This is a genomic window from Leptolyngbya sp. AN02str, from assembly GCF_050565595.1.
In the GTDB taxonomy this organism is placed as follows: domain Bacteria; phylum Cyanobacteriota; class Cyanobacteriia; order Elainellales; family Elainellaceae; genus Kaiparowitsia.
The window spans coordinates 15,124-35,968 of record NZ_JBNXVR010000048.1 but is presented as its reverse complement, the minus strand read 5'-3'; the positions used below and the strand labels follow the sequence as shown (position 1 = coordinate 35,968).

At 50.9% G+C, this 20,845-nt stretch carries 17 protein-coding genes; 9 read left to right on the top strand and 8 right to left on the bottom strand.

The window, feature by feature from the left end; all coding sequences use genetic code 11:
• Nucleotides 1-79 precede the first annotated feature (79 nt).
• From ACQ4M4_RS24805 to psb34, 6 genes are all read left to right on the top strand, one after another.
• Nucleotides 80-601, top strand: a complete 522-nt coding sequence (locus ACQ4M4_RS24805) for a hypothetical protein (protein WP_430687163.1) — start codon at nucleotides 80-82, stop codon at nucleotides 599-601.
• A 499-nt stretch (nucleotides 602-1,100) separates the two neighbouring features.
• A complete protein-coding gene (gene ftsH2, locus ACQ4M4_RS24800; protein ID WP_430687162.1) occupies nucleotides 1,101-2,987 on the top strand; it encodes an ATP-dependent zinc metalloprotease FtsH2 in 1,887 nt (628 codons plus the stop codon).
• A gap of 297 nt (nucleotides 2,988-3,284) precedes the next feature.
• Complete coding sequence (locus ACQ4M4_RS24795; RefSeq protein ID WP_430687161.1) at nucleotides 3,285-4,055, top strand: PspA/IM30 family protein; 771 nt, start codon at nucleotides 3,285-3,287, stop codon at nucleotides 4,053-4,055.
• Between the two features lie 299 nt (nucleotides 4,056-4,354).
• Nucleotides 4,355-4,690, top strand: coding sequence for a thioredoxin (gene trxA, locus ACQ4M4_RS24790; protein ID WP_430687160.1), 336 nt, complete (start codon nucleotides 4,355-4,357; stop codon nucleotides 4,688-4,690).
• A gap of 31 nt (nucleotides 4,691-4,721) precedes the next feature.
• On the top strand, nucleotides 4,722-5,891 hold the full coding sequence (locus tag ACQ4M4_RS24785; RefSeq protein WP_430687159.1) for an LL-diaminopimelate aminotransferase: 1,170 nt from the start codon (nucleotides 4,722-4,724) through the stop codon (nucleotides 5,889-5,891).
• Between the two features lie 164 nt (nucleotides 5,892-6,055).
• Nucleotides 6,056-6,229, top strand: a complete 174-nt coding sequence (psb34, locus tag ACQ4M4_RS24780; RefSeq protein ID WP_430687158.1) for a photosystem II assembly protein Psb34 — start codon at nucleotides 6,056-6,058, stop codon at nucleotides 6,227-6,229.
• A 302-nt stretch (nucleotides 6,230-6,531) separates the two neighbouring features.
• On the opposite strand, the gene ACQ4M4_RS24775 is transcribed toward psb34, so the two are convergent.
• Nucleotides 6,532-6,792 carry a hypothetical protein gene (locus tag ACQ4M4_RS24775; RefSeq protein WP_430687157.1) on the bottom strand — a complete coding sequence of 87 codons (261 nt, stop codon included), beginning with the start codon at nucleotides 6,790-6,792 and terminating at the stop codon, nucleotides 6,532-6,534.
• 267 nt (nucleotides 6,793-7,059) lie between these two features.
• Nucleotides 7,060-8,469, bottom strand: a complete 1,410-nt coding sequence (locus ACQ4M4_RS24770; RefSeq protein ID WP_430687156.1) for a DEAD/DEAH box helicase — start codon at nucleotides 8,467-8,469, stop codon at nucleotides 7,060-7,062.
• A gap of 795 nt (nucleotides 8,470-9,264) precedes the next feature.
• Between ACQ4M4_RS24770 and ACQ4M4_RS24765 the strand changes: the two genes are divergently transcribed.
• Both ACQ4M4_RS24765 and ACQ4M4_RS24760 read left to right on the top strand, forming a co-directional pair.
• A complete protein-coding gene (locus ACQ4M4_RS24765) occupies nucleotides 9,265-9,447 on the top strand; it encodes a CsbD family protein (protein WP_430687155.1) in 183 nt (60 codons plus the stop codon).
• Between the two features lie 307 nt (nucleotides 9,448-9,754).
• Nucleotides 9,755-11,341, top strand: coding sequence for a B12-binding domain-containing radical SAM protein (locus ACQ4M4_RS24760; RefSeq protein ID WP_430687154.1), 1,587 nt, complete (start codon nucleotides 9,755-9,757; stop codon nucleotides 11,339-11,341).
• Nucleotides 11,342-11,500: 159 nt separating this feature from the next.
• On the opposite strand, the gene ACQ4M4_RS24755 is transcribed toward ACQ4M4_RS24760, so the two are convergent.
• From ACQ4M4_RS24755 to ACQ4M4_RS24740, 4 genes are all read right to left on the bottom strand, one after another.
• The gene (locus tag ACQ4M4_RS24755) at nucleotides 11,501-12,037 is read right to left on the bottom strand and encodes a phycobiliprotein lyase (RefSeq protein WP_430687153.1); all 537 of its coding nucleotides are present in this window, start codon (nucleotides 12,035-12,037) and stop codon (nucleotides 11,501-11,503) included.
• 359 nt (nucleotides 12,038-12,396) lie between these two features.
• Nucleotides 12,397-13,365, bottom strand: coding sequence for a DUF362 domain-containing protein (locus ACQ4M4_RS24750; RefSeq protein ID WP_430687152.1), 969 nt, complete (start codon nucleotides 13,363-13,365; stop codon nucleotides 12,397-12,399).
• Nucleotides 13,366-13,480: 115 nt separating this feature from the next.
• The gene (locus ACQ4M4_RS24745) at nucleotides 13,481-13,777 is read right to left on the bottom strand and encodes a hypothetical protein (RefSeq protein WP_430687151.1); all 297 of its coding nucleotides are present in this window, start codon (nucleotides 13,775-13,777) and stop codon (nucleotides 13,481-13,483) included.
• A 19-nt stretch (nucleotides 13,778-13,796) separates the two neighbouring features.
• Entirely contained in the window at nucleotides 13,797-15,203 is a 1,407-nt protein-coding gene (locus tag ACQ4M4_RS24740; protein WP_430687150.1) for an aspartate ammonia-lyase, read from the bottom strand.
• A gap of 618 nt (nucleotides 15,204-15,821) precedes the next feature.
• On the opposite strand from ACQ4M4_RS24740, the gene ACQ4M4_RS24735 reads away from it, so the two are divergent.
• On the top strand, nucleotides 15,822-16,637 hold the full coding sequence (locus ACQ4M4_RS24735) for a tetratricopeptide repeat protein (protein ID WP_430687149.1): 816 nt from the start codon (nucleotides 15,822-15,824) through the stop codon (nucleotides 16,635-16,637).
• A gap of 663 nt (nucleotides 16,638-17,300) precedes the next feature.
• Here the strand turns inward: ACQ4M4_RS24735 and sir are convergent.
• A complete protein-coding gene (sir, locus tag ACQ4M4_RS24730; RefSeq protein WP_430687148.1) occupies nucleotides 17,301-19,208 on the bottom strand; it encodes a sulfite reductase, ferredoxin dependent in 1,908 nt (635 codons plus the stop codon).
• A 723-nt stretch (nucleotides 19,209-19,931) separates the two neighbouring features.
• Nucleotides 19,932-20,462: a hypothetical protein gene (locus ACQ4M4_RS24725; RefSeq protein ID WP_430687147.1), complete on the bottom strand. Its 531-nt coding sequence runs from the start codon at nucleotides 20,460-20,462 to the stop codon at nucleotides 19,932-19,934.
• Nucleotides 20,463-20,845: the final 383 nt, after the last annotated feature.

Genomic DNA, 20,845 nt, shown 5'->3' with positions numbered 1-20,845 from the left:
GCGGTGAGCCAACCAAGGGAACCCAGCCACACTATTTGCAATCGAACTCTGTATATTGACTTTGTGAGGAAAAGGCCGCATGCAACAGCACTGGCACTATGGAATGATGGGCGCGATCGCACTGGTAGTGGGTAGTGCTGTCGCTTTGCTTCCTTCCCGCATTCAGGCTCAAATCACACGGTCTAGCACCATTTTTGAAAGCGTCACCCTCAGCAACAACTTCCGGCCTAATCCCACCACGCTGCATGGCATTAGCGGCGGGCCGGTATCAGCCAGCCAGCTTGCCCAGCGCAGCACCACCCCAACGGGTCCCTGTCTCGGCTTTGTCGATCGTTTGCCCGATCACCAGCTGGAACTCACCCAACCATTCGATTTTTTAAGCGTGCGGGTGCAAAGCCCAGAAGACACGACCCTGATCATTCAGGGGCCAGGCGGCGTTTGGTGTAACGACAGCTATTTAGACTTTAACCCTGGAATTGCCGGGGGCTGGCTGCCCGGTGTGTACCAAATCTGGGTCGGCTCTACCCGCGCCAACCGCTATCACCCCTACATCATTCGCCTCAGCCAAACGGGCGCTCCATCTGCTCAAGCCCGCCCTTAAAGGGTTGGAAGCAGCTGAATCGCACTCACCGTTCACAGGTGTTCACACTGGCATCTGTGCGCCTCTGATTTCCCCTGGAAATGATTGCGCTCTTTCAGCGATCGCCTTGGGGGCGGTTTCCATGCACTCGTTCAGTACACTCATGTTAATTCGCGCTAGATTAGAACCTAATCCAAACCCTGTTACAAAAGCTGGATTAGCCGAACAACAAGGAATTCAGGGATAATTTCTTGCTGAACTGAGCGATCGCATTGCCCCATTCTCCGAGATTAGGTTAAATTTAATTAAGATTCACTCTCAGAAATAGCGATATCTCGTTTTAGGTTCAGTGAAATCCCCTGAAACAAAAGAAAAAGACTTTAGTTACTCAGTGCATTACTCAGCATTCAACCACTCAAAGTCTGAAACGATCTGAGCTTAAATTTGCGAAAATCCTTGGTTTACTAGCTTTCAGCTTCCACCTAGGCTTTCGCTACTGTATTTAGAGGCGACGACAATTATGAAACTTCCCTGGAGAGTCATCCTTCTCTGGACATTGCCAATTTTAGTCATCGGATTTTTCCTATTCCAAGGCTCTTTTGCAGGCACTCCTGCAAACTTTGGCAGCAATACCGCCAGCACTCGCATGACCTACGGCCGTTTTCTGGAGTATCTAGATGCGGGTCGAGTCACCAGTGTTGATCTCTATGATGCGGGCCGTACCGCCATCGTTGAAGCCGTTGATCCCGAACTAGACAACCGCACCCAGCGTCTACGGGTCGATCTTCCTGGCAATGCTCCTGAGTTGATCTCCAGGCTGCGGGCCGATCAGGTCAGCCTCGACATCCACCCACCTCGCAACGATGGTGCCGTGTGGAGTTGGCTGGGCAACTTACTATTCCCCCTGTTGTTGATTGGTGGCCTGTTCTTTTTGTTCCGCCGCTCCAACAACGTGCCCGGTGGCCCCGGACAAGCCATGAACTTTGGTAAGTCTCGCGCCCGCTTCATGATGGAAGCCAAAACAGGCGTCATGTTTGATGATGTGGCTGGAATTGAAGAAGCCAAAGAAGAACTTCAAGAAGTCGTGACCTTCTTGAAGAAGCCTGAGAAGTTCACCGCCGTGGGTGCCAAGATTCCCAAAGGGGTGCTGCTCGTTGGCCCTCCAGGAACAGGTAAAACCTTGCTCGCAAAAGCGATCGCAGGCGAAGCGGGTGTTCCCTTCTTCAGCATCTCCGGTTCTGAATTTGTGGAAATGTTTGTTGGGGTAGGTGCCTCTCGCGTCCGCGACCTGTTCAAAAAAGCGAAAGAGAACGCTCCCTGTATCATCTTTATTGATGAAATTGACGCAGTCGGTCGTCAGCGGGGTGCTGGCATTGGCGGCGGAAACGATGAGCGTGAGCAAACGCTGAACCAGCTGCTCACCGAGATGGATGGATTTGAAGGCAACACAGGCATCATCATCATTGCGGCGACCAACCGCGCAGACGTGTTGGATTCGGCGCTGCTACGTCCCGGTCGCTTCGATCGCCAGGTCATGGTTGATCCACCCGATCTGAAAGGTCGCCTGGAAGTGCTTCAGGTTCATGCCCGCAACAAAAAGCTAGCCAAAGAGGTGTCTTTGGAAGCGATCGCCCGTCGCACTCCGGGATTTGCTGGGGCAGACCTAGCCAACTTGCTGAACGAGGCTGCCATTCTTACGGCTCGACGTCGCAAGGAAGAAATGACCATGCTAGAAATCAACGACGCGATCGATCGCGTGGTGGCTGGTATGGAAGGTACGCCCTTGGTAGATGGTAAGAGCAAGCGCTTGATCGCTTACCACGAAGTGGGTCATGCGATTGTGGGTACCGTGCTCAAGCATCACGACCCTGTGAACAAAGTGACCCTCATTCCCCGTGGTCAGGCTCAAGGTTTGACCTGGTTTACTCCTGCCGAGGATCAGGGCCTAATCTCTCGCGGTCAGCTGATGGCACGCATTTCCGGTGCGCTAGGTGGACGTGCCGCTGAGCATGAAATCTTTGGGGATGCCGAAGTAACCACCGGAGCTGGCAACGACCTGCAACAGGTCACCTCCATGGCACGCCAAATGGTGACTCGCTTTGGGATGTCGGACTTGGGGCCGATCTCGCTAGAGAGCCAGCAGGGAGAAGTATTCCTGGGTCGCGACTGGACGACTCGCTCCGAGTACTCCGAGGAGATTGCCTCACGGATTGACGCGCAAGTGCGCTCGATTGTGGAGCACTGTTACGAGGAAGCATGCCGCATCGTCCGGGATAACCGCATCGTGATTGATCGCTTGGTTGACCTGCTCATTGAGAAAGAGACGATTGATGGTGAAGAGTTCCGCCAAATCGTTGCAGAGTACACCACAGTTCCCGAAAAAGAGCAGATTATTCCGCAACTGTAATCGTCACGAAGTCGCTTAATCGCTAGATAGAGGGGTGCAGTACATTGCGCCCCTTTTTTGCGATCGCCAGACTCACCAATCACGAGAAAACACCTGCCACTCGTAAGCGGAAACCATACAATAGTCGGTAGTTGTCTTATCGGCGAGATAATTTGATGCGGATAGCGCATCAAATCATCAGCGTATAGAAAGAGGGCGCAATACCGTCATTTCATGGAAATTCTATAGAAAGTTTTGTAGCTCTACTGAACATCACCTTCACACCACACACTTCAACGTCATTGCAGAGGAAACGTCATGGGACTGTTTGACAGAGTCAGCCGAGTTGTTCGTGCAAACCTCAATGCTGCGGTTAGCTCAGCCGAGGATCCTGAAAAAATCCTGGAACAAGCTTTGATTGACATGCAGGAAGACTTGGTGCAGCTCCGCCAAGCTGTTGCAAGTGCGATCGCCAGCCAAAAGCGGATGCAGCAACAGTACAATCAAGCCCAGTCTGAAGCAAATAACTGGCAGCAACGAGCCCAACTGGCTCTACAAAAGGGGGATGAAAACCTGGCGCGAGAAGCCCTCAACCGCAAAAAAGTACAGCTCGACACCGCCAACGCCCTAAAAACGCAGCTCGACCAACAAAGCGGCACGGTCGATACCTTAAAGCGCAACCTGATTGCGCTGGAGGGCAAGATCTCGGAAGCCAAGACCAAAAAGGACATGCTGCGGGCACGAGCCAGCGCCGCCAAGGCCAACGAGCAGCTCCAAAGCACATTGGGCCGCGTGGGTACCAGTACCGCAGCAGGAGCCTTTGAACGGATGGAAGAAAAGATTTTGCAGATGGAAGCGCGCTCCCAAGCTGCCGCCGAAATTGCTGGTACAGAGCTAGAAGCCCAGTTTGCGGCTCTGGAATCCGGCAGTGATGTCGATGCCGAGCTTGCCGCCATGAAGGCTCAACTCACAGGTGCCCCAGCCCCCACCGAGCAAGCGTCGCTCCCATCATCGGAATCGGGCACTTCCAATGATGCAGCTGTGGATGCTGAGCTAGAGGCCCTAAAAACGCAGCTCGACCAGCTATAAGCAAAACAGGGCGCACTAGAGATAGAAACCTCCCATCCCACTCTCTAAGTCACATAACGCCCAAGTCGCGAAAGCCAATCAATTAGTCCAGTACCAGGACAAGGGTCAAGGATAAGAGCGATCGCTCTTATCCTTGTGCCGTTTTAAGAGCCCATCAACCTGAACCATACCTTCACATTCCCATCAAGTTTGTGTAGATTGGTTGAGGTACCGCGCAAAGCGCATCCGTCCTTGCGTCCATTCCCAGGTAAGCTAGAACAAGTGCCCAGTTGCATCCTAATTCAGAATCTGTAACCCCTATGAGTAGCGTCACCGTTATTTCAGATCCTCAATTTGAGGGCGAAGTCCTCAGTGCTGAGCACCCAGTCTTGGTCTATTTTTGGGCACCGTGGTGTGGTCCCTGTCGGCTCATGTCTCCCATAATGGAATCGATCGCGGCTCAATATGGCGATCGCCTCAAGATCGTTAAGATGGAAGTAGATCCCAATCCTGATGCGGTATCTAAGTGCCGGGTAGAAGGGGTACCAGCCTTGGTACTCTTCCGAGAAGGGGCACAGGTTGCCGCCATGGAAGGCGTGATGGGCAAGCCCAAGATCGAGGGCTTTTTAACCGAACATTTGCCCCAATCGGTTTAGTTTACAACTCACCTCAAACCCCAGCCTCTCAATGATGCAATTTGCCAACCGTCTAGCACCGCTGCAGGCCAACGTGTTTGCCGATATGGATCGGGCAAAGGCACGAGCCCGAGCAGCGGGAAAAGCCGTCATTGACCTATCGCTGGGGTCTTCCGATTTACCGACTCCACCCCATGTGTTGCAAGCGATCGCCCAATCGCTGACCGATCCCACCACTCACGGCTATCTGCTGTTCAACGGCACACAAGCATTTCGGCAAGCGGCGGCAGAGTGGTATGTTCACAAATTTGGCGTAGCGGTCGATCCCGAAACCGAAGTACTGCCATTGATTGGCTCCCAAGAGGGTACCGCTCATTTACCATTGGCAGTATTAAATCCTGGGGATTTTGCGCTGCTGCTCGATCCGGGCTATCCGTCTCATGCCGGGGGGGTGTATCTTGCAGGTGGGCAAATTTATCCTATGCCGCTCCGAGAGGAGGCTGGCTTTTTGCCCGTCTTTGAAGACGTGCCAGCCCCGGTTTTAGCCCAATCGCGCATGATGGTGCTGAGCTACCCTCACAACCCCACCACGGCGATCGCCCCCCTCAGCTTCTTTCAACAAGCCGTAACCTTTTGCCAACAGCACAATCTGGTGCTGGTTCACGACTTTCCCTATGCGGATCTGGTGTTTGACAGCACGCCACCGCCCTCTGTGCTGCAGGCCGATCCAGACAAAACGGTATCCATCGAATTCTTCACCATGTCAAAGTCCTACAACATGGGTGGATTTCGTGTGGGCTATGCCATTGGCAATGTCGAGCTAATTGCGGCGCTGCGGCAAATTAAAGCGGTGGTCGATTTCAACCAATATTTGGGAATTTTGAACGGGGCGATCGCGGCTTTAACAGGCCCTCAGAATGGTGTGCACGCAGCGCTTGAAATCTTTCGCGATCGCCGCGATGCCTTTGTACAAGCGATGCATGACATTGGTTGGTCTGTGCCCTCGCCAACAGCGGCCATGTACGTGTGGGCTAAACTGCCGCCATCGTGGAGCGATCGCTCAATTGACTTTTCAACACAGCTTGTAGAAGCAACTGGAGTTGCCGTTGCCCCAGGGGCAGGCTTTGGTAAATCGGGCGAAGGCTATGTTCGCTTTGCCCTCATGCACGAATCTTCAATTCTGCAAGCGGCAGTGCAGCGAATGGCGGAATTTTTGGGTTAGGCTCCGTCTTCAAGCATTACTTCAAGCATTAACCCAATGCAGCAACACCCCAACCTTGGATCTCCCTCTCTCCAAAGATAGGCTCAAACTCTACATCGTTTGAATGAGAAAATAAGGACTTATTTTGTTACAATTTATAGAACTAACGTAAAAGGCTTTGACATATGCCATACACGACGGAAGAAGGCGGACGGCTGAATAACTTTGCTGTAGAGCCCAAAATGTATACAGCAGAGCCTCCCACAGGTAAGCAGAAGACAGTTTACTTGGCGATGGGTGTTGGAGCAATCGCACTCATTGGTGGATTAGTCGCGATCGCTGTTTCCGTCTCTTCTTAAATAACAGAACCCTATAAATTTTTAATTGAAAACGAAAAGCCAGCACTCAATGCTGGCTTTTTTTATGATTAACGGTTTGATAGCAATCGCTGTTGTCAGCAGCGGTAGGACAGGGACAAGTCTGAGGACGGCCACATCGCCTTCAAACCTGTCCCAATTGGCCTAGCGATCGCTATAGGTGAAATGGGCTTAACCTAGTCGTGTTTAAGTTGATGCCGTGCAAATGACACCGTGCAAAGCACGTTGGATTTAGGTCATTGAGGGATCAAAACATCCCGCTTAACACCCAGCTCAACGTTGAATTAAGCTTTTCCCTCAAACCGTTGATGCCAAATTAACTGGGCCAGCAGGGTGATAACCAGAGTAATACCCCCTCCAACCCAAGCCAGGACTGGGTTGTAACCGCCACGCCTGAGATTCTCAATCCACAATTGGGTAAGATCTGACGACACGAGCCAATTGGCCAGTTGCGGGAAAAGATACATGAGGGCCGCCCCCACAATGAGCCAGCCCACCATCGAGGCCAGGAGAAAAATTGTTTTTGCCTTAGATTGACTACCCATGAGCGATCGCAAACATCTTTATCGTTGCGATTATATAAGCGATCGCCCAATTCATGCAGTTCTATAGCTCTGGACTTACGCATTGGTGTTGTGGGTAGGTGCAAAGCACCCTACCCACAACACCAACACACCAGATTTAGTGGGCTTGCGTAAGCCCTGTAGCTGTCGCCAGCATCGTTGAGACAAGGAGATTTTGGGGAATGGCTTCGCTATCCCCCAAAATCTCCTAATCGAACTGGCTACCGCTATAGCCGCTCTAATCAGGAGTTAGGCGGTTCGTGTTCGCCGTCGGGCGCGATTTCCACCCGATGCCGAGGCAGGCTTTCTGCGACTGTCCACCGTTCCGTGGGTAGAGTGGGCACCTTGCTTGCCACGGCGATCGCGTGAGGGAGTTGCGCTCGCTTGAGGCTGATCGCTACGGCGACGCTCCACCTGTGGACGCTCCGCTCTCTCCCGATCGGGCTGTTGACGAGCTGGTTTCTGGCGGCTATTCGAGGATGTTCGCCGACTGGGTGCGCTTGCTTGACTGCTGCGCGCCGGACGGGTAGGCTCGTATCCTGCGATAATTTCTTGGGGGAGCGATCGCTTCAGGAGCCGCTCGATCCCTTGCAGGAGCGAGTACTCATCAGTAGAGACCAGCGAAATCGCCTGTCCTTCGTTGCCTGCGCGCCCCGTGCGCCCAATGCGGTGCACATAATCTTCGGCCACCATGGGCAATTCGTAGTTCACCACAAACGGCAGCTGATCAATATCTAATCCCCGCGCTGCAACATCAGTCGCCACAAGAACGCGCACAGATCCCTGCTTAAAGTGAGCCAAAGCTCTTGTGCGGGCAGCCTGACTTTTATTACCGTGAATGGCAGCCGTCTTTAATCCATCCCGCGCCAACTGCTCGGCCAAGCGGTTGGCACCATGCTTTGTGCGGGTAAACACCAGCACTTGCTTCCAGTTGTGAAAGCCAATCATGTAGGACAATAGCTCTCGCTTGCGATCGCGATCGACTGGAAACACGACTTGCTGCACTTGTTCCGAAGCTGCATTGCGAGGCGCAACCTCAACCAAAATTGGCGACTTCAGCAACGTGTTAGCCAACTGTTGAATCGGCTTTGAAAACGTTGCCGAGAACAAGAGCGTTTGCCGCTCTGTAGGCACCATCGCCAAAATCTTACGAATATCGTGGATGAAGCCCATGTCCAACATGCGATCGCACTCATCCAATACCAAAATCTCAACCTGCGACAAATCCAGCGTTTGCTGTCCCACGTGATCCAACAATCGCCCTGGAGTGGCCACTAGCACATCCACACCCCGTCGCAGCTGCTGCACCTGCGGGCCAAACTTAACCCCGCCATACACCACACCCGACCGCCAAGGCAAATGTTGGCCATAGGTGCTCACACTCTCGCTCACCTGCATAGCCAGCTCCCGCGTGGGAGCCAAAATGAGCACACGCGGCATCCGTGGCCCCTTGGGCGGTGCGCCCTTACCCAGCCTCTGAAGCAATGGCAGGGTAAATCCGGCAGTTTTTCCGGTGCCAGTGGGTGCACTAGCCAGAATATCTTGGCCGTTGAGAATCGCTGGAATAACTTGCTGCTGAATCGGCGTTGGCTCTGTGTATCCCTGTTCAGCGATCGCACGAAGCAGTTCGGCAGAAAGACCGAGTGATGCAAAAGTCATGAAGTTAATGCTCCTAGTGTGCCCCTATCCCAAATTGACGCGCTTGGGCCCAGTCTAAGAGCGATAAATTCTAACGATTAAAAGACAGACAGTTCACAAACGAAAATGCCAGCTCGCCAGCAACAGACCGGAATGCACTGGCAAGGAATCATCCTAACAGAAAACTCAGCGTCCCGTGTGAGATGCGTCTGCAATCCACTTTGATTAGGACTTACGCATTTCATCCGAAAAACCAGGAGGTTGAATGATGTGTGGGGCGCTAAGCGCCCCACACATCATTCAATTGCGTAAGTCCTGTTGATATGAGAGACAACCAGAAAAACAACCGAGATAGGTTTCATTTCTAGGCTTTTTAAGGCATGGGGATGCTTAGTTGTAAAAGGTCAGCGGGGCAACCCTTCTGCAACAAACATCCCCACAGGTGAAATCACACATGTAAACACAACCGGATAGGAGGCTTCTTCCTAATCGCTGTTCGCTAGCAGCCCAAGCTCGTTATTGACTGGTTGATGATTGCAAACTATTACAAAACCAATTAGCAAGCCAACCGATGTGCGATCGCTCCATCAACAGCAGCCTTATCGCTTCACGCCGGTTCATTCACTATTTCTCAAAACCATACTGATGATTCGAATTCCACCATTAGTGAGATTTATTTTTCCACCATAGAGTCTAATATTTTGATTAGGCTCACGAAACCGACTGCCGCCTCTAAATCAACCCCGGTTTCGTCCAGTTTCTATTAGAAATCAATTGATTCTATCAATTCCCCAATCATCAATAGGAGTTTAGATTATGAGCGCACAAGATCGGGTTAAGGCAACCGCTAAAAACCTAGAAGGTAAAGCCCAAGAAGCCCTTGGCGATGTCACAGGTGATCCCAACATGAAGGCAGAGGGCCAAGCCAAGCAAGCCGAAGCACAGCTTCGACACACTGCCGAAAATGTTAAAGACACCATCAAAGATTCTCTGAAGTAGTGTAAAACAGCGCTGAAATGACAGTTCAGCGTTCTCTATCGCATTCAAATTCGAGGATTGAATCGAAATGAGTTCATTTTTTTTCATTCAATCTTCTCTCACAGCAAGCCCTGATGATTATGCTTATCCAAACGGTATTAAGACCGTAGCGATAAGCATTTTTCCTTAATGGAGTATTTCTTTAGAGTTCTAGGTTCTCAAGCCTCCCCTTAAATTCACGATTGGCGATTGTTTTGCTGCCTTGAGCATTGTTAGAAATCCTAACCCTGAAACGTCAGACTCCCCCAACTGAAATCAGGAGAACTATATGAAAGCGTTGTTACTTTATCCCCAATTTCCTCAATCGTTTTGGTCGTATGATCGCTTCATGGAAATTGCTGGATTAAAGGCTGTGATTCCGCCCTTGGGAATCCTAACCGTTGCCGCATTGCTTCCTCAAGATTGGAATATTCGCTTTTACGATCGCAACGTTACGCCTGAAACAGAAGCTGATTGGGAATGGTGCGATCTCGTCATTATTTCTGCCATGTTGGTACAAAAGGTAGACTTTCAAGCCCTGATTCGCAAGGGGGTTGCCCTTGGCAAAAAAGTGGCCGTTGGCGGGCCTTATCCTACCTCAGTGCCGGAGGATGCCCAAGCGGCAGGGGCTCATTACTTAGTGCTGGATGAAGGCGAACTCACGGTGCCGCAGTTCGTAGAGGCGATCGCCAACCATCAAGAAAGCGGAACTTTCCGTTCATGTGAAAAACCAGATGTCACCCTGAGTCCACCGCCCCGGTTTGACCTGTTGCAGCGCGATGCCTATTTAATGATGGCGATGCAATTTTCGCGCGGATGCCCATTTAACTGCGAATTCTGCGACATTATTTCGCTGTATGGCCGCAAGCCCCGTACCAAAGAGCCCAAACAAGCCCTTACCGAGCTACAAATTTTATATGACTTGGGTTGGCGCGGTTCAATCTTTATCGTGGATGACAACTTTATTGGCAATCAGCGCAACGTCAAACGATTTTTGCGGGAACTGATTCCTTGGATGCAGCAGCACGACTACCCATTCACCTTTATAACCGAAGCGTCAGTAAACTTGGCAGAAGACGAAGAACTGCTGAGCTTGATGCAAGATGCTGGATTTTATGCAGTGTTTCTGGGAATTGAAACGCCAGATCAAGACAGTTTACAGGTCACTCGCAAAGTACAAAATACACGGAATCCGCTGGTGGAGGCTTGCCAAAAAATTAATAATGCCGGACTGCTCATTTATGCCGGATTCATTTTGGGATTTGATGGGGAGCGCTCTGGAGCGGGCGATCGCATTCAAGCCTTTATTGAACAAACAAGTATTCCCCAACCGATGTTAGGTATTTTGCAGGCGCTACCAAATACCGCTCTGTGGAATCGGTTGAAGGAGGAAGGCCGCCTTTTCGACGCAGAAGGCCATCCTACGGGTGATCAAAACACGCTCATGAACTTTGAGCCAACTCGCCCCCTTCCAGAATTAGCCCGCGAGTATGTCGAAGGCTTTTGGCAGTTGTATGAACCAACCACCTACCTCAAGCGCTGTTTTCGCCAATGCTTAAACTTAAATGTGGCAGATCGACGCAGGCAAACAATGCAGGTACCGCTGCACCGCCAGTTACGACTTGTGGCGCAGCTGATTTGGCATCAAGGCATGCGTCGTCCAGAAATTCGCCAGCAGTTTTGGCAGCAGCTCTGGCAGCTCTTTCGGCAAAAGCCGCAGTTGCTCACCCTGTATTTAGGACTGTGTGCAGCGGGCGAGCATTTTTGGGAATATCGTGAGCTTGCTAGAGAGCGGATTTCTCAACAGCTTGGCTACGATCCCCTTGCGATCGCGCCTGATGTAGAACAGCGAGAGATTGCTCTGTCATCTCTCTAAATCACACCTACTGCTCTATGGTTTGGGAAGAGCTGTTGTGGAAGAGCGGCAGTGCGGTTCTTCCATAAAGGATCTCCCGTACATCTAAGAAGCAAAAACGCAATCGGCACTGTTTAGGCAAACAAACAAGCCTTGCAGCCTGCATGCGCAGACCATGAACTAAGCAATCCGTGTTTCCAAATACTGGCCAATCATTTGCTGTTCGCCTTCGCGGGTAATGATGGTTTGGCGGGTGCGATAACGTTGGCCAATCAGCTTCACTTCTTCCTCAAAAGAGGAACTCTGATATTCCGTTCGCAAACACAGCGTATCGGGATTGGGGAAGTAAAAATTGGCCGTGACAGGCTTGGGGGTGGCAAAACCGCGATCGCGATACAAAATATCACCCAGCGCACCAAATAGCGTCGAACCTCGGGACTGCTTCTTGCCCGATACCGACTCCTCGCTATGCCACGATACCTCTGCTCCACAGTGCAGCACCGTATCAGCAGACAATTGGTGAAGCTGAGCTAGGTGAAGCAATTCTGGGCTTCCCTCTTCCAAGTAGCGCACTTGAATATGGCTGATCATTTCCTTCGTATCGCCATGGGGCAAGGTATAGTACCGCCGCTCCGATCGCCACTCTCCGGCAGATTTCTTGAAGTAAACCGCAATTTGCGAATTACCAGAGGTCTGAGGCAACACAGAAAAAGTCACAAGCCTAACTCCACACGTCGCATTGGGCAGAAGATCGCAGCTTTTCTGTCAAGCCTTCATCCGATCTCTCTTAATTTTTCTTAATATAAACCACAAAGGTTCATTCCTCCCACGCCCTTAGGAACAAACTTGGTAGGCCCGATGACTCACCCTGGGATGGATGATAGGTACCCTGACACCATTAAAAACCAACCCCAAAACTCCGTGTCGCCCACTGAGCAGGCGACGCGGAGTTTTGGGGTTGTATGTTGGATAATGGCTGCCTAATCGGCACCTTACCACCGCAAGTGCCTTACGTTGACCGGGTTGACAGGCCGAGCAAACCAGTCGAGAGAGTCCGCCCCGAGGTTGCCTAATCCCTAACTCAGACGATTTGCATAAGCCCGCATGGGCTCTTTGATGTAGCGAATATAGAGATGCCGGAAGGACGACTTCACAACCCGAGGCAGGCCAAAATCAATGGGTACGATGGTGTCGGGTAGTTTCCAATCGGCAAGCTGTAGCTCTTGCGGCGTTAGCAACGGAAAGGTGATGTCGGCAAGCTCGGGACAAAGTCCCAATTTTTGAGATGCCACAATAGTCGGCACGGTAGACGGATCAGCATTTAAGATTTCGACGAGGGCACGATCAAGGGCAAAGACATTGGCGGATGCGCCCAAGAGGCCTAGAAATCGGGGCTCGCCACCGCTGGGGCCTTTTCCCTCGTGGCCAATAATGCCATCCGCAATCGTGAGGCTGGGGGCGATCGCCCGAGCCGTTTCCACCAACATCGTGCCAAAGCGCAGCCGATCTTTTCCAGCCTCCATATGCCACCAGGCTTTCATCTTGCCAGGAACACAGCCAAACAAGTTTTTGACGCCCATAGTGAGTGTGAGTTGGACGTGTGATTTGACCTTTGGCAGGTTGATAATGACATCGGCCTCCATCGCTTCTTTGGAGAGCAGCAAATGATTAAACTCTTGGCTTACGGTCTCGTAGCGGCGACCGTTAAAGTCCACAACAGGTAGCCCTAATTCTTCGATGATGGGTTTGTATCCGTTGGCGATCGCCACACCGCGCGCACTGCCAAAAGCCGGACTATCTCCTAGGAAGGGTTTGCCGCCTGCCTGCATGACCATCTTGGCCACAACATAGACGAGTTCGGGGCGAGTGGTGCATTCCTTGGTTGGTCGCGATCCGGTGAGCAGATTGGGCTTGAGCAACACGCGATCGCCCGGTTTTACAAAGGCTTGCATACCACCTAGCGGTTCCAACATGGCGGTAACGCAGGCTTGCACATGGTCGTACTCGTAGGAAGCAGCGCGAACAAAGCTAACAGAGGGACGCATACACGCAATCAAACTTAAGAAAGGAGTTGGCTTTTAGCATAACGCACCATCCAACTCCTTTCGATGACTTGGGCACTCCCCAACCTGGGGTTCCCACCCCATGTTTTCTACGGCATTACCCTTTGCGATTCAGCGCAGTTACCCGCTCCGCATTGCTAAACACATCCTCACCCTGAAGCTGGGTCAACGGGGGTTTCATTTCCATCTTCAACACATTGTCAACGTTGATGAAAAGCGTCTGATCTTGCAGATTGACAATCCACCATTCCTTTTTCAGTAAGTGCCGAACCTCAAGCTGGGTGGTTTGCAACGTGCCGTCATCTTGCAGGGGCATGTACAGGTTGAACGACTCGCTCGTGCCGTTAATGTAATGCACCGTAATTTGCGTGTAGAGACTGTCTTGTGTTTGCATTGATCGCCTCCAAAGGTTATTACGAATTGCCCGAAGCGGAAGGAGCAGGCATCGCGCTCATTTGCTCCAAGTTCAACACTTGCGCCAAGTCTGCCTCGCTCATTAGCCCCTTTTCTAGCACGATTTGCCGTAAAGACTTCCCAGTTTCGAGGGATTCTTTGGCAACTGCCGCTGCGTTGAGGTAACCAATGTGGGTATTTAATGCGGTCACCAGGGCCAAACTTCCTTCGGCATAGGTCAAGCAGCGATCGCGGTTCACGGTAATCCCCTTGAGGCATTTGGTGTTCAGTGCATCCAGGGTATTGCCCAACAGTTCAATACTGTGGATGAGGTCGTAGGCAATGAGCGGCATCATCACATTTAGCTCAAGCTGGCCAGCCTGGGCGGCAATGGCGATCGCATTGTCATACCCCATTACTTGAAAGCACACCATCGAGGTCATTTCGGCCAACACTGGGTTGTATTTTCCGGGCATGATGGATGATCCCGGTTGCACAGGCGGCAGTTGAATTTCCTTGAAACCCGTTTTTGGCCCCGAATCTAGCAGGCGCAGATCGTGGGAAATTTTGGCCAAATCTTGCGCCAAGTTGCGCAGACAGCCCGATACGTTGACAAACGGAGCCATGCTCTGCATCGCCGCCATCAAATGAGGGGCCGATTGCAGCGGCTTGTCAATGAGTTGGGAAAGGACTTGAGCCACGCGTTTGCGATAGTTGGGATGGGTATTCAACCCCGTTCCAGCGGCGCTACCGCCCAAGCCCAACACCGTCAAATCCATCGATGCCGTTTCAATGCGCACCAGGTGATCGGCCAAAATTTGCGCCCAAGCCCGAAACGTTTCTCCCATACGCACAGGCACCGCATCCTGCAAGTGAGTTCGGCCCGAGCGCACCACATCTTGATACTCTGCCGCCTTGGTATCCAGCGTGGTAATCGCTCCGGCCAACGCCGGAAATAAGCTGTGCTCCAATGCCAACAAGCCTCCAATGCGAATGGCCGTCGGAATCACATCATTGGTGGATTGACCATAGTTCACATGATCGTTGGGGCTTACGCGCTGGTAGTCGCCCTTGGTGCCCCCCAGCAGCTCTAGCGCTCGATTGGCCAACACTTCGTTGACATTCATGTGGTGCGAGGTTCCAGCTCCGGCCTGGTACACATCCACCACAAACTGATCCCGCAGTTTGCCCTGTAGCACTTCGTTCGCCGCCTGCACAATGGCCTGCCCCACCTCGTTGGGAATGCAGCCCAATTCGGTATTCACAATCGCGGTTGCTTTTTTGATCAGCACGCAGGCATCCACATACGTGGACAAAGGCTTCAGTCCGCTAATGGGAAAGTTTTCAACGGCACGCAGGGTTTGAATCCCGTAGTACACATCATCGGGGATTTGACGCTCCCCCATCGAGTCTTTTTCTGTCCGCATGGCGATCGCCTGTTTAATGAGTAGTTCGTCGTTTTGAACTTATGGCTGAATGGTAGAGCTGACTGCCAAACTCAGGGTTGAGAACACCTCAACAAAAGTCGCTAAATTTTCAGCAAGTTGACCGAAGCACATAAGTCTTGAGTGTGTTGGAGAGAATGGTGAGATAAGTTAAGTCATAATTTTAGATTCAACCTTGATGGATCACGCTGCTGTGGTCGATCGATTATCCCAGTCCAATCCCCACCTCTGGAGACACTTTCCTCAAAATTGTTGAAGATAGATATGAACCAACCATGACCCAATAACCCGATCCGTAAGTTCACCCAAAAAATGGCTCACCTTCGCCAATTGATACTGTAATTCGAGTGAAATCAACACCAAAACATTATCAATTGTTTGAGGAAATTTATGCCGCGCCAGTGTTGAAATGTTTAAGCTCAGATCATGGTGGATCTGTTGTCCTACTTTCACACAAGTAGCGATGTTGATTGAGCGAGTTGTGCGGCTTGGCTTAGGCCGGCCATCTCACGAAACAGCAGGGTGCTATGTAACGGAGCAATGGTCATGTACAAAGAGATGGCTTCAAGCTTGAGCTCGTTCCTGAATCGTCAGCACGTTATGGACCAAGATAAAGATGTTTACACCTGGTTGAGCCAGGGAACAGCCTTATTTGTGATTGGACGCTATGAAGGTGCGGTTGCGCGATTTGACAAACTGTTGCGGCTGCATCCCGACCATTTTGAGGCTTGGAGCAAGCGGGGATATGCCCTGTACGAAATGAGGTTTTACGAGGAGGCGATCGCCAGTTTTGAGCGAGCACTTGTGCTGAAGCCGAAGTATGTATTGGCATGGCATGGCAAGGGTATTTCCTTAGCAAAATTACAGCGCTTTGAAGAGGCTGTTACGAGCTTTGACCAAGGGCTAAAGCTCGATGCTTATGATGCCAAACTTTGGTACAACAAGGGCTACGCTTACAACTGTTTGTTTCGCTATCGTGAGGCCATTACCTGTTTTGACCATGTGGTAGAACTGCGGCCTGAAAATTACCGCGCTTGGTACAATCGGGGATATGCACTTGCTGCCTTGCGCCGCTACGATGAAGCGCTGAGCAGCCTGGATACAGCGATCGCTATTAAACGTAATTGCTACTACGCCTGGAACTATCGCGGAGTCGTACTCACCAAGCTTGGTCGCTATGAAGACAGCATTTCCAGTTTTGATAAATCGCTGAGAAGCAAAGAAGAAAACCCCGAAGCCTGGTATGGGAAAGCCTGCGCCCATAGTGCCCAAGGCGAAGTGGACTTAGCAATTCGCAGCCTACATCGGGCAATTGTCCTCAGTCCTAATCTCTATCGGGTCATGGCTCAAACGGATGTTTCGTTTGACAATATTCGTCAAAATACAGAATTTCAACATCTGATTGGGCCTCACTAAACTTCATGGCAATTCATTAGGAAATTGCAGACCCAAGAATAGAAATTGAGCAATAGGTGACTGCACGCGGACACGCTTGTGCACCGTTTTTCATCATCCGGCTCTACAGTTTTATCAATGGCAATCCTCCATGATAAAGCCCCTGATTTCTTACTCAGAAATCAGGGGCTATTAGGCGAATACACAAGTCAGCCTTTTAAAGCAAAAGCAGGCTAACGGCATCACCAGAAGTTTTGAAAGGCCAACTTAAAAATGGAGTGTCGGCGTTATTTATCTATGTCTATAAACTATCAAATGAAATCCGAAATTTATCAGAATTCAAGCTTTTCTTTAGGGTTCGTTATATCCGTTTATATACAGAAATATTCCACCAGGGGTATCAAGCATTTCTCGGACCGCATTTGAGCGGGCGATCGCCCTGTACAGGTTATATCAACCCGCCACAGCAGCAGGCCTGCTACACGATGTTGTGCGAATGATTCATGCTTCATCCAATTCATACAGCAGGTCTAGAGTTGGCCTCAGTTGCTTTCATCACAGCCCCAACACTCTGAAAAAGCCCTTCCATGCACTAGTGCACAAAAGGGCAAGATTCAGTCTCGTGACACCCAGCTTACCGATGCCGCAGCAGCAAAAGGTTTGCCCCTGCGCTGCCAGCCTCCTCTAGAGATTCTTAAAGTATTGCTCTAGAGCCTCGCAGGTCACGTCTGTCATGGAAATACCGCGCTCCGTTGAGAAAGCTTTGAGCTTTTCGTATACGGCATCGCGCACACCAATGCGGTATCGTGCTTTGCCAGAACTCTTGGCAGGAACGGTAGGAACGGTGAACTGCCGCAACGCATCAAACCCAACGCGATCGCAGAAGTTGCCAAAGCTTTCATTGGGTTGGCGGTTCTGCTTAAAGTTCAGGAACAACGGCTCTAGCAACGCTTCCAAATCATTCACGTGCACCTTTTCCGCAAAGGGACGAGAAAGGCGAGTTTGGTGGGGATCAGCCCCCAGCCAGATCTGGTACGACTCGGGCGACTGCCCCACAAATCCCAACTCCGCCAGATAAGGCCGCGCGCAACCATTGGGGCACCCTGTCATGCGAATCACAAACTGTTCGTCCTTGAGACCAACTTTGTCAAGCAGGGCACGCACGCGCTCCAAAATGCTAGGCAATACGCGCTCTGACTCGGTAATGGCAAGGCCACAGGTCGGCAGGGCAGGACAAGCCATCGACAAGCGCTCTAGAGAATCGATCGCCTCAACAGTTGGGACGCCGTGATCGGTCAAAATTTGCTGAATGGCTTCCTTGGCAGCAGGATCAATGTCGTACAGCAGCACGTTTTGGTGAGGGGTAACCCGCATGGGCAAAGCAAATTTGGACTCAATTTGGCGCAGCGCTGTTTTAAGTTGGAAGGTACCCTCATCTTTGACTCGGCCATTCTGAACCGAGATGCCCAAAAACAGCTTGCCATCTCCCTGCTCATGCCATCCTAAAAAGTCGAGATACTTGAACTCGGGTAGGGGCTTTGCTGGCTGAATGGACTTACCAAAGTAGCGCTCAACCGCTTCACGGAATCGCTCCACTCCCCAATCATTGATTAGATATTTCATGCGGGCGTGACGACGATCGGTGCGATCGCCATAATCACGCTGGGTCGCCACAATCGCCTTCACAAAATCATAGATATCCGCTTTATCGACATAACCAATCTCATCGGCAATGCGAGCAAACGTTTCTTCTTTGTTGTGAGTTCGACCTAAACCGCCGCCAGCATATACGTTAAAGCCCAACAGTTCACCTGCGCTGTCTGTAATCACCACCAGGCTTACATCTTGTGAGAACAGGTCTACCGAGTTATCGCCAGGTACGGTCACGGCACACTTAAACTTGCGTGGCATGTAGTGAGTGCCATAAATCGGCTCTTCTACATCATGAATCACCGTGCCATTGCCGTTACGCTGACGAGCCGCTACCACATCGGGGTGTTCCTCAGCAGATAAATACTTCTCACCATCCAGCCAAATTTCGTAGTACGCGCCCGTTTGGGGAGTCAACAAGTCTGCAATATGGTTAGCGTATTCCCAAGCATATGCATAATCTTTTCGGTTTTGGTATGGGGCGGGCGGGGCCATCACGTTACGGTTCAGGTCGCCACAGGCTCCTAGCGTCGAGCCCATATTTTGCACAATGGCCGCAATCGTGGCTTTCAAATCTTTCTTCAGCACACCATGGAGCTGAAATCCCTGGCGAGTCGTGGCCCGCAGCGTACCACTGCCGTAGCGATCGGCCAATTCATCCAGAACGAGATAGAGCTGAGCCGGAATGAACCCACCTGGGTTCCGAGTCCGCAACATGAATGAGTAGTCTTTCTCCTGACCTTTGACCCGGTTGTCCCGATTGTCTTGCTGGTAGGAGCCGTGGAACTTCAGGATTTGAACCGCCTCTTCAGTGAAGTGCGTTGTGTCTAATAACAGTTCAGTAGCAACGGGTTCACGCAGTTGATTGCTACGCTCTTTAATCCCTTCAACTTTGGAAACCTTAGAGACTTGGGCAGCGGCAGGTACTGAGGTGGGAGACATAAGCGCAGTAACAGTTTTAAGTAATTGACGGACTAAGGCAAGGGGTGGTGCGAGAGCGCACTCTAGGCAAGCCACTGATTCACACTATCCCGATAGAGATTCTGGGAAATCATAGCTATTTTATCACTCGCATACCGAAACCATAGTGCCGATCCGCAAAGAAATTCGGCTCCAACACTAAAAATTTATTCTTTCGTTCTTTCAATTGAAAAACGTGCAAAGCCTGAGCTTGCTACTACCCGTGCGGCTGATCCAGTTGTGACCTGGTGGGCAAGGTTCCGATTGTCTACCCAGTTTTACTGGATATAGACCTAACTGCTGTTGATGGGTAGAACTTTAATTAATTGTTAAATTGATGATTCAATTTGCATGATCACCAGCTTATTTTAACCAGGACTTGTGCAGTTGAATGATGTGTGGGGCGCTAAGCGCCCCACACATCATTCAATCCCCAGGTTTTTCGGATGAAGTGCGTAAGTCCTATTAACGTCAGTTCAGTCCTGCAACGGTTGATGCGAAACAATGGCTGAGCGCTTTTGCACAGGGCTTACCAGTTTGGTAAGCCTTGGTTCAACCGGGTTGAACTGTGCGATCGCCTTTGAGTGTCCCTGATCCAAAAAGCCACCCGATGCAGTACATCGAGCGGCTTGAGGCTTATGCGACTAACCTTATTGGCTTAACCCTATGCGCTAACCGAAAGGATTGCCAGGAAGCGCCTTCAGCTTAGAAGCGATAAGCAGCGCCGAGTTGGAGGCTTACCGCTGCATCGTTGCTGTTGCGGTAAGCATCGAAGCCAACTTTGGCATCTCCGTACACCACGACATTGCTGAGCACGGCTGTTTCAACGCCAGCAGTGATGACGGGCGCATTTTTGTCGCCTAGAGGAGTCGAGTTGCCTTCATTGGTAACGAAGGAGTAGCCACCGCCCAAGTACAGGTTTGTGTTGGGAGCGATCGCCGCATCGTAAGTGACGATAGGCATGAGTGCGACAGAATCATCACCAAACAGAGCAGCACCCCGAACAGAGACAGGAGCCAAAGGCACATCAAAACGTCCCTGAACATTGGCACCAAACGTGCTGTCACCAGAAGCATCTTCAGTTACTCCTGCCGAAATACCAGCGCCGAGGTAGTTACCATTCATACCGCGAGCCAGGGGCAGCGCCGAAGCAGAGTTGGCTGAGAATACAACTGGAGCAACGGCCAAAACAGCCAAAGAAGAGAGAGCAGCGATCGACTTAATAGAGCGTTTCATGTCAGTTCCTTCCATCGAAAATAGGTGAGAGAATGGCTCAAGAGACGAATCAATTTAGTTCTTCAAACGGCTATGCATTGCATACAAAAATGAGTTGTTTTGAGCGTCAATTACAGCCAGTTTGAATGAACAAGAACTTGAGCGCATTAAGTTTTAAGATGGGTTCTAGCGATAAGAAGTTCCTCTAACGTTGAGTCAATCTTCTTTCCTTGCGAACCTATTACTGTTGTATTTCGAAAAAACAAATCCAAGGTTTATCAAGGTTCTCTTTCCAAACTGTCACATGACTTTCGTTGCATTTCTCGTAACAGCTTCGAATCTCATTCAAGCCAGTTTTAAGACCTGATATTTTAAGCACTGATAAACGGGTTGAAAGGACGAAT